Raw genomic sequence first — 20,256 nt, forward strand, 5'->3', positions numbered from 1 at the left:
TGATCCATGCTGTTTGACTTGTCAGGAGGGCGGAAGCGCGTGAGCGCGCTGGCCGCCACCGCAGTGAGCGCCTGGCTCTTTATCGGTGCGGCTCCGCTGCTCGCCCAGGGGGCGGTGTCGGGGACGGTGACCGACGCGGAGTCGCTCGCCCCGGTAGCGGGCGCTCAGGTGTTCGTAGCGGGTACGGTGATCGGCACGCTGTCGGGCCCGGAGGGCACGTACCGCCTCGAGGGCGTGCCCGCGGGCCAACAGACGGTGAGCGTGCGTCTGATCGGCTATCGCGAGCTCTCTCAGACGGTGACGGTCCAGTCGGGGCAGGTGGCCACGGCGGACTTCTCCGTGGAGCAGACGGCGCTGCGGATTCAGGACATCGTGGTCACGGGGGTGGTCGGCGAGACGCCGCAGGTGAAGCTCCCGTTCACGGTGGAGCGTCTCTCGGCGCAGGACTTTCCGGTCCCGGCGGCCGATGTCTCTTCGCTGCTGACCGCGAAGGCGGCGGGCGTATCCGTGGTTTCCGGTTCGGGCCAGCCCGGCGCGGAGGCTTCGGTCCTGCTGCGCGGCCCGACCTCGATCAACTCGTCCGGCCGCTCGCTGGGACCGCTGATCGTGATCGACGGCGTGATCCAGTCCGAGAGCGCGACGCTCTCCGACGTGGGCGCGCTGGATGTCGACCACGTGGAGATCGTGAAGGGCGCGGCGGCGGCGTCGCTGTACGGCTCGCGCGCGCAGAACGGCGTGATCCAGATCACGACGAAGCGCGGCACGGGTCTGCAGACGAACTCGCTCAACATCCTCGTGCGAGGCGAATACGGGATGGGCCAGCTCGTCGGCGACGTCGGACTGACACGCTCGCATCCGTACCTGATGAACTCGTCCGGGACGAAGTTCATCGACTCCGACGGGAACGAGGTGGACTTCACCGACCTGAGCCGCCCCGGTTTCGGAGCCCCGGTCCTCGCGAACCAGATCAACCCGGACGAGACGGGCGATTCCTTTACGTCGTTCGCGAACCAGGCTTTCCCGCACGAGCTGTTCGACCACATGGACACGTTCTTCGATCCGGGCGAGACGACGGACGTCTACGGGGCGGTGACGGGCCGCTTCGGCGAGTCGAGCTTCCGGGTGAGCGTGGACCAGTTCATGGAGGGCGGCGTCGTGCGCTGCGCACCGTGTATCGACAACCTCGCCTCGCTCAACACCGACCGGGTCGCCCAGGGGCTGACCGCCTTCGACGTGGGGCTTCCGGATGATGACGGCTACAACCGGCAGAACGTGCGCCTGAACGTGGACACGCGCTTCGGCGACCTGGACATCGCGGCGAGCGGCTTCTACTCGCGTGCGAACCAGGATGACAAGGCCGTGGCGAACAGCGCCTTCAGCCAGCTGACCTTCGCGTCTCCCGCGGTCGACCTCACGCAGATCGATCCGACGGACGGCTACCCGCTCATCGATGCCGACACGCAGTCGATCTCGTCCAATCCGCTGTACCTGCTCGCGGTCGTCGACAGCCGCGACAAGCGGACGCGGACGATGGGCTCGGTGGACCTCAACTACTCGCCGACGGGACTCGACTGGCTGACGCTCGAGGCGAACGCCTCGTTCGACCGCACGGACTTCTACGACTACACGCTCTTTCCGAAGAACGAGAAGACGCGAGAGGGACCGACCGGCGGCAGCCTGCGCGAGTACAACTACACCGATGAGGCGATCAACGCCTCGGTGACGCTCGGCGCCAGTCAGACCTTCATGGACGGCAATCTGACCGCCCGCGGGAAGGTCCGCTACCTGATCGAGGACCAGGCCTTCGGTGCGAACGGCGTGTTCGGAAGCCAGTTCTCGGTGCAGGACGTGCCGAACTTCGGCGCGATCATCGGCGCGACGACCGGGAACAACCAGGTCCGCGAGATCAAGGCGGAGGGTCTGTTCGGGATCGCGAGCGTGGACTACCGCGGCCGTTACATCCTCGACGGTCTGATCCGTCGCGACGGCTCCTCGCTGTTCGGGCCGGACGAGCGCTGGCAGACATACTACCGGGGCTCGGTCGCGTGGCGGATCGCGCAGGAGGACTTCTGGAACATCGACGCGATCGACGAGTTCAAGCTGCGCTTCTCGCTGGGGACGGCGGGCGGCCGGCCGAACTTCTTCGCCCAGTATGAAACGTTCGGTATTCAGGGCGGCGCGATCTTCCCGGTCAACCTCGGGAACACGGCGTTGAAGCCGGAGTTCACGACGGAACGCGAGGCCGGGATGAACTTCGTGTTCTTCGACAATCTGGGTCTCGACCTGACGTACGCCTGGCAGACGACGGACGACCAGTTGCTCCGGGTGCCACAGCCGGCGTTCGTGGGTTTCTCGAGCCAGTGGCAGAACGCGGGCGCGATCGCGGCGCAGACGTACGAGGCGTCGCTCCGCTACGCGCCGATCGACACGCAGGACATGGGCCTGCAGTTCCGCGTGAACTGGGATCGGACCCGGCAGGAGATCACGCGGCTGGACGTACCCCCTTACCAGCAGGGGACGTTCTTCGTCGCCGAGGGTCGCCCGCTGGGCGAGATGTGGGGCCATGTGCTGGCGAGGACATGCTCGGACCTTTCGCCGATCGGCGTCTCGGCCTCGGACTGCAACGCGAACTTCCGGGTGAACGACGACGGGCTGCTCGTATGGACGGGCGGCGCCGATTTCACCGAGGGGTTCAGCAGCCGTCTGTGGGGCACCACGGGCGACGTGACCACGGACACCGGTGACCAGTCCTTCGGCTGGGGCCTCCCGGTCAAGGTTCTGGACTACTCGCCGGCTTGTGTGGCGAAGAACCCGTCCAACTTCACGGACAAGTGCCAGCTCACGGACATCCTGCCGTTCGGGAACACGACGCCGGACTTCAACGTTTCCTTCGGATCGAACTTCCGGTACAAGAGCCTGAACGTGAACGCCCTGGTCGAGTCGTCGATGGGCCACTCGATCTACAACAACACGGCGCAGTGGTCCCTTCGGGATGACCGCGGCGAGGATGTGGACCAGACGGGCAAGCCGCTCGAGTTCAACAAGTCCATCGGGTACGTGGCGGGGGTCTACCTGTCGAACAACGACAACGACTGGTTCCGCGAGGACGGCGACTGGATCAAGATTCGCGAGTTGTCGGTCGGCTACACGCTGCCCGAGTCGATGATGGGAAGCCTGTTCGGCGACGTGTTCGACCGGATCACGCTGAACCTCATCGGCCGCAACCTCCTCACGATCACCGATTACCGGGGATACGATCCCGAGGTCGGACGATCCGGCGGGGAAATCGCAAGTTCGACGCTGCAGAGATACGACAACTTCGGCTATCCGAACTTCCGGACGTTCACCTTCTCGGCCGAACTGGTCTTCTGACCGTCCTGCCGTCGTGGGTCGGCCAACCTCGTCGCGACGGGGCGGCTCCGGCCCGCGGCCCGGGAGAATGGAGCCGAAGATCATGATCGAACTAATGGAGGGACCATGAAGAGGAAGCTGACACTTCCGGCCTTTGCGCTGGCGCTCGTGGTCGGCTTTTCGGGCTGTGACCTGCAGGTCAGCAACCCGAACCAGCCGGACCGGGGGCGCGCGCTGGCCAGCCCGGACGACGTGGAGTCGCTCATCGCGAGCACCTATCAGCAGGTCTGGGCGATGGGACACTACTGGAACAACGCGAACTTCGCGTTCAACCACATGTCGAGCCGGCATACGGCGACGTGGGGCAACAACGGGCAGAACGACCTCGGTCGCGAGCCCCGCGAGCCGATGCCGAACTCGACCTCGTATCGCTGGTCGTATGTGTTCTCGGAGCACTGGCAGGACGCCTACGGCGGCATCTCGGCCGCTTCGGACGGGGTCCGGGCCATCGACGAGGGGCTGGAGATCGGCCCCGGCGGCGAACGGAACGCGCGGGCGCGCGCCTTCGCCGTCGCGAGCCAGGCCATGCTGAGCTGCCTGCTTTCGCTCTGGTACGACCAGGCCTTCATCGTCGACGAGACGACGGACCTCACCGGCGAACTCGAGACGGTCGACTACAACGCCATGTTCGCCTACGCGATGGGCAAGCTGGACGAAGCGGAGTCCGCCACGCGGGCGGCATCGTTCAGCATCGAGGATGCGTGGATCAACGGGAACCCGTGGAGCAACCAGGAGCTCGCCGACTATCTGGTGAGCTGGAAGGCGCGCTGCGCCGCCAATCTGCCGCGGACCGATGCGGAGGCGGCGGGAGCGAACTGGAGCCAGATCATCGCGAACGCGCGTAGCGGCATGCAGAACGTCGTCGTGATCGGCGAAGACCGTTCGTCGGACACCTCCTGGTTCGACGACCTGAAGGCGAAGGCGCAGCAGAACGGCACCTGGCACCGCATGCACATGGACTGGGTCGGCATGGCGGACCAGAGCGGCGAGTATCAGGACTGGCTCTCGCTCCCGACTCAGAGCCGGACCGCGCGCAAGATGACCTTCGGCGATGACAAGCGCTTCCCGCCCGTCAACGAGGACGGAACACTCGGGGAGAGCGTGAGTCCCACGGCCGCGTCCACGGGCCCGCGCCATCGCTACAACGCGAACATCATCTTCATCGCCTCGCGGGGGACGTATCGGCAGTCGCACTACGGCGACGCGCGGTACGATCACTACACCCTGAGCTGCAACTTCTGCGAGTCCGGGGACATGGAGGAGATGACCGGGCAGGAGTTGAGCCACTACATCGCCGAGGGCCTCTACCGGATGGGGGACTTCGGGGGTGCGGCGGACATCATCAACGTGACCCGGATGGAGGCCGGACTGCCGCCGGCGCCGTCGAACCCGACGGATCCGGTGCCGTCGAACGGGGCGGGCGAATGCACGCCGCGCAAGCGGTACGACGTGCGGGGACGCTGCGGCAACCTGCGCGACGCGCTGTGGTTCGAGCACTTCGAGAACGTGTTCAACGTGTTCGGTGGGCTGGAGTTCTTCCACGGCCGCCGCAACGACATCCTCCCGACGGGGACGGCGCTGCAGCTACCCATGCCGGCCGCGGACCTCGAGGTGCTGCAGCGGGACATCTACACCTTCGGCGGAAGCGCCGGCGGCGGAGCGGCGAATCCGACGCCTCCGTCGATCGTCCCGGGCAGCCTCGACGCCGCGCTGGAGCGGGCGGCCTTCTCGCTGTATCGCCTCCGGGCGCGGCAGAAAGCCGCGCGCGCGAACCAGGACCTCGTGGTCCGCTAGTTGGAATTCGGGACCTCGGCAGGCTTGGGGGGCGTGAGCCCCCCGCCCTGTCGCGGGGCGGATATCGTGGCCATGTTTGATCGGCAGGACGCGGCGGACGACACTTTTCGCTGTGCCGAGTGTCACGATTACGAGGTCACGGATCGTTTAATTTAATATGGAGCGTGGTGCCGGGTTCCCTGGAGGGGTTGGGGGCCATGAAGGTTGTCTCTCTACATACGTATCTCGGAGGAAGTCGTACGCACCTCCTCGTCACGCCCCATGCGGGCGATGACGAAGGGTGCGTTTTTTTGTCCCGCTGGCACAGGAGGTGATTCATGTTGTCTGACTTGTCCGGAAGGCGGAGGCGCGTGAGCGCGCTGGCCGCCACCGCAGTGAGCGCCTGGCTCTTTATCGGCGCGGCTCCGCTGCTCGCCCAGGGGGCGGTGTCGGGGACGGTGACCGACGCGGAGTCGCTCGCCCCGGTAGCGGGCGCGCAGATGTTCGTAGCGGGTACGGTGATCGGCACGCTGTCGGGCCCGGAGGGCACGTACCGCATGGAAGGGGTGCCGGCGGGCGAGCAGACGGTGACGGTGCGTCTGATCGGCTATCGCGAGCTCTCTCAGACGGTGACGGTCCAGTCGGGGCAGGTGGCCACGGCGGACTTCTCGGTGCAGCAGACGGCGCTGCGGATTCAGGACATCGTGGTCACGGGGGTGGTCGGCGAGACGCCGCAGGTGAAGCTCCCGTTCACGGTGGAGCGTCTGTCGGCGCAGGACATCCCGGTCCCGGCCGCGGACGCCTCTTCGCTGCTGGCGGGCAAGGCGGCGGGCGTATCGGTGGTTTCCGGCTCGGGCCAGCCCGGCCAGGCGGCGGGGATCCTGCTCCGCGGCCCGACCTCGATCAACTCGTCCGGCCGCAGCATGCAGCCTCTGATCGTGATCGACGGCGTGATCCAGTCCGAGAGCGCCACGCTCGCCGACGTGGGCGCGCTGGATGTCGACCATGTGGAGATCGTGAAGGGCGCGGCGGCGGCGTCGCTGTACGGCTCGCGTGCGCAGAACGGCGTGATCCAGATCACGACGAAGCGCGGCACGGGTCTGCAGACGAACTCGCTGAACATCCTGGCCCGGGGCGAGTACGGGATGGGCCAGCTCGTCGGCGACATCGGTCTTGTGCAGTCGCACCCGTACACGATGAACGCGGCCGGGACGAAGTTCATCGACACCGATGGGAACGAGGTCGACTTCCGCGACCTCAATCGCCAGGGTTTCGGTTCTGCGCTCCTCTACAACCAGATCAACGTCGGCGAGCCCGGCACGACGTCGACGGCGTTCGCGAACCAGGCCTTCCCCGGCGAGCTGCTCGACCACATGGACACGTTCTTCGATCCGGGCGAGACGATGGACATCTACGGGGCGGTGACAGGCCGCTTCGGCGAGTCGAGCTTCCGGGTGAGCGTGGACCAGTTCCGCGAGGCCGGCGTGGTGCGCTGCTCGGCGTGCATCGAGAACCTCGCCGACCTCAATTCGGACCGCGTCGCGCAGGGGCTGACCGCCTTTGACGTCGGCGTGCCCGACGACGAGGGCTACCAGCGGCAGAACGTGCGGCTCAACGTGGACACGCGCTTCGGCGACCTGGACATCGCGGCGAGCGGCTTCTACTCGCGCGCCGACCAGGACGACAAGGCCGTCGCTACGAGCGCCTTTGCGCGGCTCACCTTCGTCTCTCCGGCGATCGATATCTCGGGCATCGATCCGTTCGACGGATACCCCGACATCGACGCGGACCCGCAGTCGATCGAGGCCAACCCGCTCTACCTGCTGGCGGTCAACGACAGCCGGGACAAGCGGACGCGGACGATGGGTTCGGTGGACCTCAACTACTCGCCCACGGGGCTCGACTGGCTGACGCTCGAGGCGAACGCCTCGTTCGACCGCACGGACTTCCGCGACTACAGGATCCGGCCCAAGAACGAGCGCACCTCCGCCGCCAGCGGCACGGGGGAGGTCACCGGCGGCAGCCTGAGGGAGTTCAACTTCACGGACGAGGCGATCAACGCCTCGGTGACGCTCGGCGCGAGCCAGGCGTTCATGGACGGCGATCTCACGGCCCGCGGGAAGGTCCGCTACCTGATCGAGGACCAGAGCTTCGGCTCGAACGGCGTGTTCGGGAGCCGCTTCTCGGTGCAGGACGTGCCGAACTTCGGCGCGATCATCGGTGAGACGAGCGGGAACAACCAGGTCCGTTCGATCAAGGCGGAGGGGCTGTTCGGGATCGCGAGCGTGGACTACCGCGGCCGCTACATCCTCGACGGTCTGATCCGTCGCGACGGCTCCTCGCTGTTCGGCCCGGACGAGCGCTGGCAGACGTACTACCGGGGCTCGGTCGCGTGGCGGATCGCGCAGGAGGACTTCTGGAACATCGACGCGATCGATGAGTTCAAGCTGCGCTTCTCGCTGGGGACGGCGGGCGGCCGGCCCAACTTCTTCGCCCAGTACGAGACGTTCGGCGTCTCGGCGGGCGCGATCTTCCCGATCAACCTCGGGAACCGGGCGTTGAAGCCGGAGTTCACGACCGAGCGCGAGGCGGGGATGAACTTCGTGTTCTTCGAGAACCTCGGGCTCGACCTCACCTACGCGTGGCAGACGACGGACGACCAGCTGCTGCTCGTCCCGCAGCCGGCGTTCGTGGGCTTCTCGAACCAGTGGCAGAACGCGGGCGCGATCTCGGCTCAGACGTACGAGGTGTCGCTCCGCTACGCGCCGATCGACGAACAGGACGTGGGCCTGCAGTTCCGCGTTAACTGGGACAAGACGAAGCAGGAGGTCACGCGGCTGGACGTCCCGGACTTCACGCAGGGGACGTTCTTCGTCTCCGAGGGTCGTCCGCTGGGCGAGCTGTGGGGTGAAGTGCTGGCCACGAGCTGCGAGCAGCTCGCGCCGGTCGGTATCTCCGCCTCCACCTGCGCCTCGAACTTCCAGGTGAACGACGACGGGCTGCTCGTGCCGACGGGCAGTTCCGATTTCACCGATGGGTTCAGCAGCGGCCTCTGGGGCACGACCGTCACGGTGGACGCCGAGGAAGGGGAGCGAACGTATCCCTGGGGGCACCCGATCTACGTGCAGGACCGTTCGCCGGCATGTGTGGCGAAAAACCCCACGGACTACATGGACAAGTGCCGCCTCAGCGAGTTCCTGCCCTACGGGAACACGACGCCGGACTTCAACGCCTCGTTCGCGACGAACTTCCGGTACAAGGGCCTGAGCCTGAACGCCCTCCTCGAGTCGTCCGTGGGTCACAAGGTCTACAACAACACGGCGCAGTGGGCGCTGCGCGAGCTGCGCGGCGAGGACGTGGACCAGACGGGCAAGCCGCTCGAGCACAACAAGCCGACCGGATACGCCTCGGTCATCTACAACGTCGGCTCGGACAACTCCTGGTTCGCCGAGGATGGGGACTGGCTCAAGATCCGTGAGCTGTCGCTCGGCTACACGCTGCCGCAGGGGATGATCGAAGGCCTGTTCGGGGGCGTGTTCGACCGGGTCACGCTGAACCTGATCGGTCGCAACCTGATCACCCTCACCGGCTACCGCGGCTACGACCCAGAGGTCGGCCGGAGCGGTGGATCGTTGGGGAGCGAGACCCTCAACCGCGTGGACAGCTTCGGGTATCCGAACTTCCGCACCTTCACTTTCTCGGCGGAACTGGTCTTCTGATCAGAGAGATCCAGACTTGGGCAACGAAGGAAAAACGGAGGTACGATGAAAAGGAAGCTGACACTACCGGCCCTCGCGCTGGCGCTCGGCTTTACGGGTTGCGACCTGCAGGTCGACAACCCGAACGAGCCGGACCGCGCGCGCGCGCTGGCCGGGCCGGACGATGTGGAGACGCTGATTTCGAGCTCCTTCCAGAAGGTGTGGGAGATCGGGCACTACTGGACCAACCCGAACTTCGCCTTCAACCACATGTCGAGCCGTCACACGGCGACGTGGGGCAACATGGGGATGAACGACCTCGGCCGTGAGCCGCGGGAGCCCCTGCCGAACGCGGCGTCGTACAGCCCCTCCTACGTCTTCGAGGCGAACTGGGGCGATGCGTACGGCGGCATCTCGGCCGCCTCGGACGGGATCCGGGCCATCGACGAGGGTCTGGAGATCGGACCGGGCGGGGAGCGGAACGCGCGCGCGCGGGCCTTCGCCGTCGCGAGCCAGGCCATGCTGAGCTGCCTGCTCTCCATGTGGTACGACCAGGCGTTCATCGTGGACGAGACGGTCGATCTCGGCGGTGAACTCGACACGGTCGACTACAACGCGGTCTTCGCGTACGCGATGGGCAAGCTGGATGAAGCCGAGTCCGCGGTCCGGGCCGCGTCGTTCACGCTCCCGGAGACGTGGATCAACGGGAACGCGTGGAGCAACCAGGAGTTCGCCGACTATCTGGTGAGCTGGAAGGCGCGCTGCGCGGCGAACCTGCCGCGAACCGATGCCGAGGCGGCGGGCGCGAACTGGAGCCAGATCATCTCGAACGCCCAGAACGGCATGCGTGACGTCGTGGTGATCGGTGAAGACCGGTCGTCGGGCACGGCGTGGTGGGACGGTCTGAAGATCTTCGCGCAGGAGAACCGGACCTGGCACCGCATGCACATGGACTGGGTGGGCATGGCCGACCAGAGCGGCGAGTATCAGGACTGGCTCACCTTCCCCACGGAGCAGCGCACGGCGCGGAAGATGGCGTTCGGCGACGACCGGCGCTTCCCGGCGGTGAACGAGCACGGCACGCTCGGCGAGAGCGTGAGTCCCACGGCCGCCTCCACGGGTCCGGTGCACCGTTACAACGCGACCGTGATCTTCCGGCCCGAACGCGGCACGTATCGTCAGTCGCACTACGGCGATGCCCGCTACGACCACTATACGCTCAGCTGCAGCCGGTGCGAGTTCGGCACCATGGAGCACATGACGTCGAACGAGTTCGAGCACTACATCGCCGAGGGTCACTACCGCATGGGCAACTTCGCGGGCGCCGCGGACATCATCAACGTGACGCGGATGCAGGCGGGGCTGCCGCCCGCGCCGTCGAACCCGACGGACGCGGTGCCGTCGAACTCGGCGGGCGACTGCACGCCGCGCAAGCGGTACGACGTGCGGGGCCGCTGCGGCAACCTGCGCGACGCGATGTGGTTCGAGCACTTCGAGAACGTGTTCAACCTGTTCGGCGGGCTGGAGTTCTTCCACGGGCGCCGCAACGACATCCTCCCGGCGGGGACGGCGCTGCAGCTGCCGATGCCGGCCGCGGACCTCGAAGTCCTGCAGCGGGACATCTACACATTCGGTGGCGGGGAGCCGAGTTCCGCGGGCGACCCGACGCCGCCGGCGATCGTGCCGGGAAGCCTGACCTCTGCGCTGGAGCGGGCGTCCTTCTCGCTCGAACGGCTGCGTGCGAGTCAGGCGGCCGCGCGCCGGGGCGGGCAAGCGACTCTGATCGTCCGCTAGCCGTCCTCGGCGGGACGCCGCGTCCGGAGCCGCCTTCGGGCGAGTTCGGACCGAAGAGAGGCCACCGGGTTCGCCCGGTGGCCTCTTCTGTCTGTAAGAAACTGCGCGCCCGAGACGTTATGTTCGTTGTGTGGCGGACATCGTCCGTGCCAGTCTCCGCACGCGAAGCCTGAGGCTTGACGAGGAGTTGTAGATGAGGAACAAGAGTGCGCCGGTCCTGGCGCTGATGGCCGTCCTGATCGGCCTCGCGGGGAGTTTCGCCACCGGCTGCGTGGATCTCGACGTCGGGACGCGACTCCGGTCGGACACCGACTCGATGCCGGACCCGGGGCTGGATGAGCCGAACCCCGGGAATCCGGGGAACAGCATCGTCCCGCTCGGACCTTCAGGGCACTAGCGGCCCGCAACGATGAGCGAAGCGTTCACGCGCGATGGATCGCCGCTCGAATGCAGCGGGGCTTTTACCACGGGCTGCTGGCAGTCCGCGAGGAGGTTCGCCCCGCTCAGCGCACCCCGCGGCGGGTCCAGATGACGATGGACCCACAGCGTCCGTAGAACTGCGGCGGAGACTCCGAGACCCCGCGATAGACCTCCACCGCGGCGATCTCCGCCCCCACGGCCAGCGTATCGAGATCGATCATCCCGTCGTCCGGATCGGTCAGTTGATGGACGCGGCGGCCGTTGACGTAGAATGTCGGTATGCACCCGCGCATCGTAGACCCCGCCATCGCGATCTGAACCTGGCAGTGCGGGAAACACCTCTCCCGAAGGTTTATGGCGGGGATCGTCCGCAGGACCTCTGCCAGCGTGCGGTGCGGCTGGCGGTCGATCTCCTCGGGCGTGACGAACGAGCCCAGGTGGCTCTCGAGACGACGGTAGAACTCGTTGTCCTCGAGCCACTTCCTGCGCGCGGTGATCGTGACCGCGATGGGTTCGACGGCAATCGGCCGGGGCTCCAGGCGGATGACGGCGTGCGTGCTCATCGCCTGATCGACCACGAGGTCCATCGTCGGCTCACCGTAGGCGATGTGTCGGATGACGACTTCGTGCGATCCCACCGGGACATCTTCGAGGCGGAACCTCCCGTTCGAGTCCGTGACGTCCTCGGCCGAGGCCCTTGCGATCCGGATCGTGGCGCCGCCGATCGGCTGTTCCGTGGAATCGTCGATCAGGAACCCGGACACGGCCCCGAGGGCCTGCTGCAAGATGACATTCAGGTCTTCGCGGACCGTTTCGCCTCCCTCGAGGACGAAGGCGACGCGCGGGCTGGTGAGACCGAGCGCGTCCGCCCAGGCTGTGAGACGGGTGCCCTGCGGTACGTCGCAGAAGATGTAGCCGCCGTCCTCCGAGTCGGCCGCGACCCGGTTCTGGAACAACGCGCCGCCCTCGCCGCTCGTGTTCCACTCGAGGTGCACGCGGCTCCCCGGGAGCGGCATGCCGCTCCGCCCGTCGATGATCGCCCCGTAGATGATCGATTGATTCTCGATCTGGTGGACGACCTCGCAGCGGGCGCGGACCAGGGCGGGATCCAGCTGGCCGGCGAGGGGTGGAGCGCCACCGGACAGGACGACCAGCGCCGCGATCGCGCACACGGATCGCCGAACGATGGTCTCGCCCATTCGAGGATCGAAGGGTTCTGATGCGTACACAGCGGCCTGCCCCGGGCTGCCGGGATTCTGGCGACCATAATACCTCATGGACCTGAGCGTGGATACGGCGGCCCGGCCGCCCCATCCCGACCTGCGCGCCGTGGCCATCGGCCTGGGCTCGAATCTCGGCCCGCGCTTCGCGCAACTGCGCGAGGCCGCCCGCCGTCTCGCGGAGGACACCCTGGTCGATGCGAGCTTCTCGCGGGTCTACGAGACCGTCCCCGCCTACGGTCTGGATCAGCCACCGTACCTGAATGCCTGCTGCGTGGGGTGGACGCGCCGGGATCCGGGCGGGCTGCTCGCGACCCTCAAGAACCTGGAGTCCGAGGCGGGCCGGGACCCGGGGGCCCCGAGGTTCGCCTCGCGCCCGCTCGATCTCGACATCCTCCTCTACGCGGACGAGGTTGTGTCGACTCCGCGCCTCACGATCCCGCACCCCGCGTTGCGGGAGCGTGCCTTCGTGCTCGTGCCCCTGGCGGAGATCGCAGGAGCGTGGCGGCATCCCGCGCTCCGCCTGACGATCTCCGAACTCGCGGCGGCGGTCGATCCCGTGGGGGTACAGGTCACGCATCTCCGTCTGAGGGAGGCCAGAGAGGCCCATGAGCCGTAGGACCCTCGAAGTCCGGACCCCCGCGGGCGGGCGCTATTCGATCCACGTCGAGCCGGGCCTGCTCGGCGACGTGGCCGCGGTTTGCCGCCGACACGCTCCCGCGCACCGGTACGCCGTGATCGCGGATTCGCAGGTGGCGCGGCTCTACGGCTCCGCCGTCGTGGCCAGCTTCGCCGGGGCCGGCCTCGGGGCCGAGCTGGTCCCGTTTCCGGCCGGCGAGTGGAACAAGAGCCGCGAGCAGTGGGCCGCGCTGAGCGATCGCATGGTCCGGGCGGGATTCGGCCGGGATTCCGCCGTCGTCGCGCTCGGTGGCGGCGTTGCGGGGGACCTCGCGGGGTTCGTCGCCGCGACGTACATGCGCGGTCTCCCCGTCGTCCAGGTTCCCACGACGCTGCTGGCCATGCTCGACAGCTCCGTGGGGGGGAAGACGGGGGTCGACACCGCGGCGGGCAAGAACCTGATCGGCGCCTTCCATCACCCTTCGGCCGTCCTCATCGATCCGGCCGTACTCCGGACCCTCCCGCGCCACCAGCGCTGCGCCGGTCTGGCGGAAGCCGTGAAGACGGCGGCCATCCTCGATCTGGAGCTGTGGCGCTGGATCGAGTCCCGGGCCGCGGACCTCGCCGGAGGTGAACCCGCGGCCTCGGCCGAACTCATAGAGCGGGTCGTCCGGCACAAGGCGGCGGTCGTGGCGGACGATCCCCTCGAGCGCGGCGTGCGGGAGATCCTGAACTTCGGGCACACCGTGGGGCACGCGCTCGAAGCGCTCGAGGGGTACAAGCTCCTCCATGGCGAGGCCGTCGCCGCGGGCATGCGGGTCGAGGCCCGCCTCGGGGAGTCGCTCGGGATCACCGAGAGGGGCACCGCCCGGCGGCTCACGGCGGCCCTCGAGGCGTGCGGGCTCGATGGCGACTGGGAGAGCGAACGCCGGGCAACGGAGATCCGTGAGGCGATGTCGATGGACAAGAAGGCCCGCCGGGGCCGCGTGCGCTGCGTGTTCCTGGCCCGCGTGGGCGAAGTGGCGACCGATCCCGACGGGCGCCACAGCTTTGCGCTCGACGAAGAGGCTCTGGGCGAGCCGCTCGCCGCGGCTTTACGGCCAGCCTCGGAGAGTGGAGATTGTCCGGACCCTGGCGGCCCATGACGAGACTTCACGACGCGCGGTTTGCCGCGGGCCGCCCACTGGATACCAAGTGACCCCAGCCGACTACTCGAAGATCCCGCCGCTGAGCGTCGCCGACCTGTTCGCCGGACACGTCGAGTCGCACCCTCACGCGCCCTGCCTGTGGGCCGGCGGCGGATCCTGGAGCTACTCCCGCGTCGCTGCGCAGGCCCGGGCGCTGGCCGTCGGGCTGCACAATCTGGGCGTAGAGCCGGGCGATCGGGTCGCGATCGACCTTCCGAACTGGTCCGAGTTCGTGATCTCCGCGCTGGCGGCCGCCGATGCGGGGGCCGTCCTCGTTCCGATCAACCCGACCTGTTCGGCGCGAGAGCTTCGCTTCATCCTGCGCAACTCCGAAGCGGCCGTCGCGATCACCGCCGAGGCGTGGAACGGCATCGACTATCTCCAGCGTTTCGAGAGCCTCCTCATCGAATTGCCGGATCTGCAGTACGTGGTCACGGTCGGGGAAGAGGACCTCTGGTACGACGACCGGATCTTCCAGTACGAGGATCTGATCGCGGCCGGCCGCGGCCGCGAAGCGCCGCCCGCGGAGGTGGACCCGGGCCGGGATTCGTGCGCGATTCTCTACACGTCCGGCACCACGGGGGCCCCGAAGGGGGTCGTCCTCACGCACGACAACCTCGTGCGCACGGCGCTCGGGACCGCCCACCGGATGATGCTGGGCCGCGAAGATCGGACCCTGTGCAGCGTACCGCTGGCGAACATCTTCGGGTTGACCGCCATGCTGACGACGCTCGGTACCGGAGGCTCGCTGCTCCTGCAGGAGATGTTCGACCCGGCGGACGCGCTCGCGCTCGCGGCCGAACACGAGGCGACGGTGGTGCATGGTGTCCCCACGATGTTCGTCATGTTGCTCCGCGAGATCGAGCGCGCGGGGTCGCGGACGGGTTCCCTGCGGACGGGCGTCATCGCCGGGGCCCCCGTCAGAGAGGACCTCGTGCGGGACGTGCGCCGGCGCCTGGTCCCCGACCTCGAGATCGCCTACGGCCTCACCGAGACCTCGCCCACCGTCTCGATCACCACCCGCTCCGATCCCGAGGCCAAGCGCGCCCACACGGTCGGCCGTCCGCTCGACGGGGTCGAGATCAAGGTGCTCGAGGAGGACGGCAGCGAACTCCCCGATGAGTCCGTCGGACAGCTCGCCGTCCGGGGCTTCAACGTGATGCGCGGCTATTTCCGGCAGCCGGGACAGACCCGCAAGACGATGACCGACGACGGTTTCCTGAAGACGGGCGACCTTGCGATGGTCGACCCGGAGGGTTATCTGCATATCGTTGGCCGTTCGAGCGATGCGATCATCCGCGGGGGTTACAGCATCCATCCCGCCGAGATCGAGGCGCAGCTCCGGTCCCACCCTGCGGTGGATGAGGCGGTGGTTCTGGGGGTTCCCAACGACGTTCTGGGTGAACTCATCTGCGCATGCGTGCTCACGGCCGAAGGGGCGTTGATCACGGCGGAAGAGATCCGCGACTTCTGCCACGAGTCGCTGGCCGACAACAGAGTGCCGGATGTCATCCACTTCCTGGATGAGCTTCCGGAGGCCTCGACCGCGCGCGCGCGCCGCGTGAGTCTGGCCCGCATCATACGCGCCGAGGCCGAAACGAGAACCGGGCAGAGCGAACGGTAGTCGGCGCCGCCGGGATGACCGTCCAGCGAGGACGGCTCCGGACGGCGCTGCGGTAAGAACGCGAACGGTGGTCCGACGACCCCTCTCGCCATCCCCCCCGTCGAACGGGGGCGAGGGAGGGGGGCCTCAAGGAACCGTTCGCAGCAACGAACGGAACAAGAGGCATGAACGAATCCTACACGCGGGCGCCGCACAGGCATCCAGCCGCCGATACGGTACGACACACCGCGGCGCTCCTCATCGACTTCGACAACGTCACCATGGGGATCCGGTCCAACATGGGCCAGGAACTCCGCAATTTCCTCGACTCCGACATCATCCGCGGCAAGGTCGCGGTCCAGCGCGCGTACGCGGACTGGCGCAGATATCCCCAGTACATCGTGTCGCTGTCCGAGGCCTCGGTGGACCTGATCTTCGCACCCGCCTACGGATCGTCGAAGAAGAACGCGACAGACATCCGGCTCGCTATCGACGCGCTCGAGCTGGTGTTCACGCGCCCCGAGATCGAGACCTTCATCCTCCTCTCGGGAGACTCCGATTTTTCGAGCCTCGTGCTGAAGCTGAAGGAGTACGGCAAGTACGTGATCGGCGTGGGACTGCAGGAGTCGACTTCCGATATCCTGGTCCAGAACTGCGACGAGTACTACAGCTACAACCGCCTGTCGGGGCTCACCTCCGCCGACGAGATCCAGACGGACAAGCGCGATCCTTGGGAACTGACGACGCGGGCGGTCACGCGGATGGCCGAGCGCGGCGACGTGATGCGATCGGACCGGCTCAAGCAGGTCATGCTGGAGATGGACCCCGGTTTCGACGAGCGTTCCGCCGGTTTCTCCAGGTTCAACCGTTTCCTCGGCGAAGCCGCGCAGCGCGAAGGGATCGTGCTCCGCAAGCGGGAGAACGGACAGTACGAGGTCGCCCCTCCGGCCGGCGGCGCGTCGCCCGCCGACGGGAACGCCGGACGCCGGAGCAAGACGGCTTCGGACGGAGAGAGTGCGCAGCGCAGCCGGAACCGGCGGGGACGTCGGGGAGGTTCCGGCCGGGGCCGCTCTCGGTCCCCGGCCTCGAAGCCCGCGTCGGAACCGGCGCCGTCGCCCGAGGCGAAGGCGTCGGACGACGGCCTGCAGGGCGCCTACGACGCGCTGGCGCGCGCGGTCGGCGACCTGTCTCCGGGCGGGGCTCCGGTCCGCGACTCCATGGCCAAGCGGAAGCTGCTCGAGTACGACAGCTCCTTTGACGAGGGGAGCGTCGGCTTCAGCAAGTTCAGCCTCTTCCTTCGCGCCGCCCACGAGGCGGGGGTCATCCGGATGACGCGGCACGACGACGGCAACCACTACCTGACGCCGGCCGGGGCCGGGGCCGGGGAGAAGCCGGGGCAGCAGAAGCGGGCGCAGCAGAAGCGGGCGCAGCAGGCACAGCAGAAGCCGGACGGCGGGCGAGGGCGGTCTCCGTTCTCGGCGGCCGCGGCCGCCGCTCGGAAGACGCTGGGTCGTCTCCGGCGAGGGCCGGATGCCGAAGAGGGACCGGCGGAGCCGATGGATCGCCCGGATGCGCCTCGGGCAGCGGAGGCCCCGCGGGACCGCGGGACCGCGTCCGCCGCGAGCCGCGGTACGCGACAGCGTTCTCGACAGGACCGCGGATCGCCCCGGCGCGACCACCCGCGACCGCAGGGCTCGCGAGCGAAAGAGGAGCCCGCTCCGGCCGCCGCCGCCGGGGCGCCGAAGCCCGCGAGTTCGCCTCCGGAGCGCAAGAGCCAGCCTCCGGAGCAGAAGAGCCAGCCTCCGGAGCAGAAGAGCCAGCCTCCGGAGCAGAAGAGCCAGCCTCCGGAGCAGAAGAGCCAGCCGGCCGTGCGGAAGAGCCAGCCGGCCGTGCGGAAGAGTCGGTCGGCGGCGCCCCGGCGCGAACCCGCGGCCCGCCCGCAAGAACCCGCAGCCCGTCCCGCCGAGCCCGTTGGGCAACAGAGTGAGCCCGGGGGCTCGGAGAAGCCGGCTCCCCGGCGCACTCTGGGGCGCTACCGGTCGGGGTCGCGCGGCCGCGCCCCCGCGCCGCGGACGGCCGGAAGGGCGAGCGGCCCCCGCATCGGGCCGATCTCCGATGACGAAGTGCCTTCCGATGGCGCGAAGAAGGAGGCGGAGCAGGAGACGAAGAGGGCGGCGGCGACGCGCGAGCGGGGCCGGACGCGGCGGAAGCCCGAAGGACCGCGGAAGCCCGTCGCCGGGCCTGTCGTTCACATGGTCCGGAACTACGCCGGCGTCGGGAAGCGCACCGCGGAGGTGCTGTTCGATCATTTCGGCGACCAGTTGTTCGACGTCATCGACTCCGACCCGCAGCGTCTGACCGAGGTGCTCTCCGGGGCCCGCGCGAAGATCGTCCGGGAGGCCCGTCGCGCCGAGCTCGAAAGCTGACCGGGAGAAGAACCCCGTCCGGAGCGGAGCGCACCGAACCGCTGAGTCCGGATTTCTTCGCCCGTCCCGCCGCGGAGGTCGCGAGAGACCTGCTCGGCTGTGTGCTGCGCTCGGAGTGTGAGGGCGAGCGAACGGCCGGCCGCATCGTGGAGACGGAGGCCTACACGGGACCCGAGGACGAGGCCTGTCACGCGGCCGAACGGATCGGGCGCACCACACGCAACGCACCCCTCTTCGGCCCGCCGGGCACCGCATACATCCATCGAAACTACGGGATCCACTGGCTCCTCAACGTCGTGACGGGTCCCGAGGGATTCCCGGCCGGCGTCCTCCTGCGTGCCGCCGAACCCCTCGAGGGCGCCGACGTGATGCGCCTCCGGCGCGGCCGCGAAGAGCTGACCAACGGGCCCGCCCGCCTCGCGCAGGCGCTCGCCGTCGGGCCGCAGCTCCAGGGACACCGGCTCGATCGCCGCCCCCTTTCGCTGCACCGGGGCGAGCCCGTCCCCGACGAGGAGACGGAGGTGACGACGCGGATCGGGATCTCGCGCGCGGCGGACCGACCCCTCAGGTTCTACGATCGACGGAGTCGCTGGATCTCGCGGCGCTGAACCCCGGGAGGATGTGAATGGCCGACATCGCCCTGCAGGAAGTCGCAACTCACGGCTTCGCGTCGATCCTGCCGCCCCTGCTCGCGATCGGGCTCGCGATCTACACACGCCAGGTCTTCCTCTCCCTCGCGGCCGGCATCTGGCTCGGGTACACGATCCTCGCCGGGTGGAATCCCGCCGCGGGCGCCGCGAGTGCCATCGAGGGGGCCATCACCACGCTCGGCGACGCCGGCAACGCCCGGGTCATCGTCTTCACCTTCCTCATCGGCGCCCTCATCGCCACGGTGGAAGCGAATGGCGGGATGCGCGGGTTCGTGCGCTGGGTGGAGGAGGCCCGCTGGGTGACCGGCAGACGCCGGGCGCAGATCATGGCCTGGATCATCGGCATCGTCATCTTCATCGAGTCGAATCTCACCATCCTGGTCGCGGGGTCCGTGTCCCGGCCCCTGTTCGACCGCTTCAGGATCTCGCGGGAGAAGCTCGCCTACATCATCGACTCGACGTCGGCGCCCGTCTGCATCCTCATCCCCTTCAACGCGTGGGGCGCGCTGGTCCTCGGGATCCTGGAGGATCAGCAGGTCGCCAACCCCCTCGGCGTCTTCCTCATCGCGATCCCGCTCAACCTCTACGCGGTGGCCGCGCTCGCGCTCGCGGGCCTGACGGCCTTCAGGGGCTGGGATCTGGGGCCCATGAAGAAAGCCGAGGCGCGGACGCGGGAAGGGCGGCTCCAGTGGGAGCACGCCGTCGCGCTCGCCGACCCCGAGGAGATCGCCCCGCCACCGGCGGAGGGCGTCGCGCTGAAGCCGCGCAACATGCTGATCCCGATCGTGGCCATGGTCGTCTCGATGCCCGTCTTCATGTGGATCACGGGCGACGGTTCCATCGCGAGGGGCTCCGGCACGACGAGCGTGCTGTGGGCGGTCCTGTTCGGGCTGGGCCTCGCCTGGCTGCTCGCGCTCGCGCAACGTTCCCTGAATCTGGACGGGTTGAGCCGCGTGGGTCTCAAGGGCGCGGGCGCGCTCACCGGGATGGCCGTCGTGCTCTGGCTCGCGCTGACGCTCGGCCAGGTGACTCGGTCGCTGGGGACCGGGCTCTACGTGGCGGGCGTGGTGGGCGACACGATCCCGCTCGCGGCGCTGATTCCGCTCGTCTTCATCGTGACCAGCGGCATCGCCTTCGCCACCGGGAGCAGCTGGGGGACGTTCGCGATCATGCTCGCGGTGGCGATTCCGCTCTCGAACGCGCTGGGGCTGCCGCCCGCGCCCTTCGTGGCGGCCGTGCTCTCGGGCGGCGTCTTCGGCGACCACTGCAGCCCGATCAGCGATACGACGATCATCGCGTCGCTCGCCTCGGCCACGGACCACATCGAGCACGTGCGCACCCAGATCCCGTACGCCGTCATCGCCGGCGGGGTCGCCACGCTGGGCTTCGCCATCGTCGGCGCCGCGATGTGAGAGCGGGTGCGGTGAAGCACGTCCTGCCCATCTCCTGGACGGAA

Annotated in this window: 12 protein-coding genes; 11 read left to right on the plus strand and 1 reads right to left on the minus strand. The window is 68.3% G+C overall.

The window, feature by feature from the left end:
• Window positions 1-6 precede the first annotated feature (6 nt).
• The 5 genes from ACOQPP_RS18385 (at window position 7) to ACOQPP_RS18405 (ending at window position 11,073) form a co-directional block, all read left to right on the plus strand.
• Window positions 7-3,372, plus strand: coding sequence for a SusC/RagA family TonB-linked outer membrane protein (locus tag ACOQPP_RS18385; RefSeq protein WP_420637128.1), 3,366 nt, complete (start codon window positions 7-9; stop codon window positions 3,370-3,372).
• A 105-nt stretch (window positions 3,373-3,477) separates the two neighbouring features.
• Window positions 3,478-5,205, plus strand: a complete 1,728-nt coding sequence (locus ACOQPP_RS18390) for a hypothetical protein (RefSeq protein WP_419167330.1) — start codon at window positions 3,478-3,480, stop codon at window positions 5,203-5,205.
• Between the two features lie 350 nt (window positions 5,206-5,555).
• A complete protein-coding gene (locus ACOQPP_RS18395; protein ID WP_419167329.1) occupies window positions 5,556-8,903 on the plus strand; it encodes a SusC/RagA family TonB-linked outer membrane protein in 3,348 nt (1,115 codons plus the stop codon).
• Window positions 8,904-8,948: 45 nt separating this feature from the next.
• Window positions 8,949-10,676: a hypothetical protein gene (locus ACOQPP_RS18400; RefSeq protein WP_419167328.1), complete on the plus strand. Its 1,728-nt coding sequence runs from the start codon at window positions 8,949-8,951 to the stop codon at window positions 10,674-10,676.
• A gap of 193 nt (window positions 10,677-10,869) precedes the next feature.
• Window positions 10,870-11,073, plus strand: coding sequence for a hypothetical protein (locus ACOQPP_RS18405; protein ID WP_419167327.1), 204 nt, complete (start codon window positions 10,870-10,872; stop codon window positions 11,071-11,073).
• A gap of 106 nt (window positions 11,074-11,179) precedes the next feature.
• Here ACOQPP_RS18405 and ACOQPP_RS18410 read toward each other — a convergent pair whose 3' ends face one another.
• A complete protein-coding gene (locus ACOQPP_RS18410; RefSeq protein ID WP_419167326.1) occupies window positions 11,180-12,295 on the minus strand; it encodes a carboxypeptidase regulatory-like domain-containing protein in 1,116 nt (371 codons plus the stop codon).
• Between the two features lie 76 nt (window positions 12,296-12,371).
• Here ACOQPP_RS18410 and folK point away from each other — a divergent pair, with 76 nt between their 5' ends.
• The 6 genes from folK to ACOQPP_RS18440 all read left to right on the plus strand — a co-directional run bounded on the left by folK (window position 12,372) and on the right by ACOQPP_RS18440 (window position 20,212).
• Window positions 12,372-12,935, plus strand: a complete 564-nt coding sequence (folK, locus tag ACOQPP_RS18415; RefSeq protein ID WP_419167325.1) for a 2-amino-4-hydroxy-6-hydroxymethyldihydropteridine diphosphokinase — start codon at window positions 12,372-12,374, stop codon at window positions 12,933-12,935.
• Window positions 12,925-14,079 carry a 3-dehydroquinate synthase gene (aroB, locus tag ACOQPP_RS18420; protein ID WP_419167324.1) on the plus strand — a complete coding sequence of 385 codons (1,155 nt, stop codon included), beginning with the start codon at window positions 12,925-12,927 and terminating at the stop codon, window positions 14,077-14,079. Before folK ends, aroB begins: the two co-directional genes overlap by 11 nt.
• A gap of 49 nt (window positions 14,080-14,128) precedes the next feature.
• Window positions 14,129-15,745 carry a class I adenylate-forming enzyme family protein gene (locus ACOQPP_RS18425; protein WP_419167323.1) on the plus strand — a complete coding sequence of 539 codons (1,617 nt, stop codon included), beginning with the start codon at window positions 14,129-14,131 and terminating at the stop codon, window positions 15,743-15,745.
• A 164-nt stretch (window positions 15,746-15,909) separates the two neighbouring features.
• Window positions 15,910-18,150, plus strand: coding sequence for an NYN domain-containing protein (locus tag ACOQPP_RS18430; RefSeq protein WP_420637129.1), 2,241 nt, complete (start codon window positions 15,910-15,912; stop codon window positions 18,148-18,150).
• Window positions 18,151-18,191: 41 nt separating this feature from the next.
• Complete coding sequence (locus ACOQPP_RS18435; RefSeq protein WP_420637390.1) at window positions 18,192-18,758, plus strand: DNA-3-methyladenine glycosylase; 567 nt, start codon at window positions 18,192-18,194, stop codon at window positions 18,756-18,758.
• Between the two features lie 17 nt (window positions 18,759-18,775).
• A complete protein-coding gene (locus tag ACOQPP_RS18440) occupies window positions 18,776-20,212 on the plus strand; it encodes a Na+/H+ antiporter NhaC family protein (protein WP_419167321.1) in 1,437 nt (478 codons plus the stop codon).
• Window positions 20,213-20,256 lie beyond the last annotated feature (44 nt).

The sequence above is a fragment of the Candidatus Palauibacter sp. genome, from assembly GCF_965222475.1.
GTDB lineage: Bacteria > Gemmatimonadota > Gemmatimonadetes > Palauibacterales > Palauibacteraceae > Palauibacter.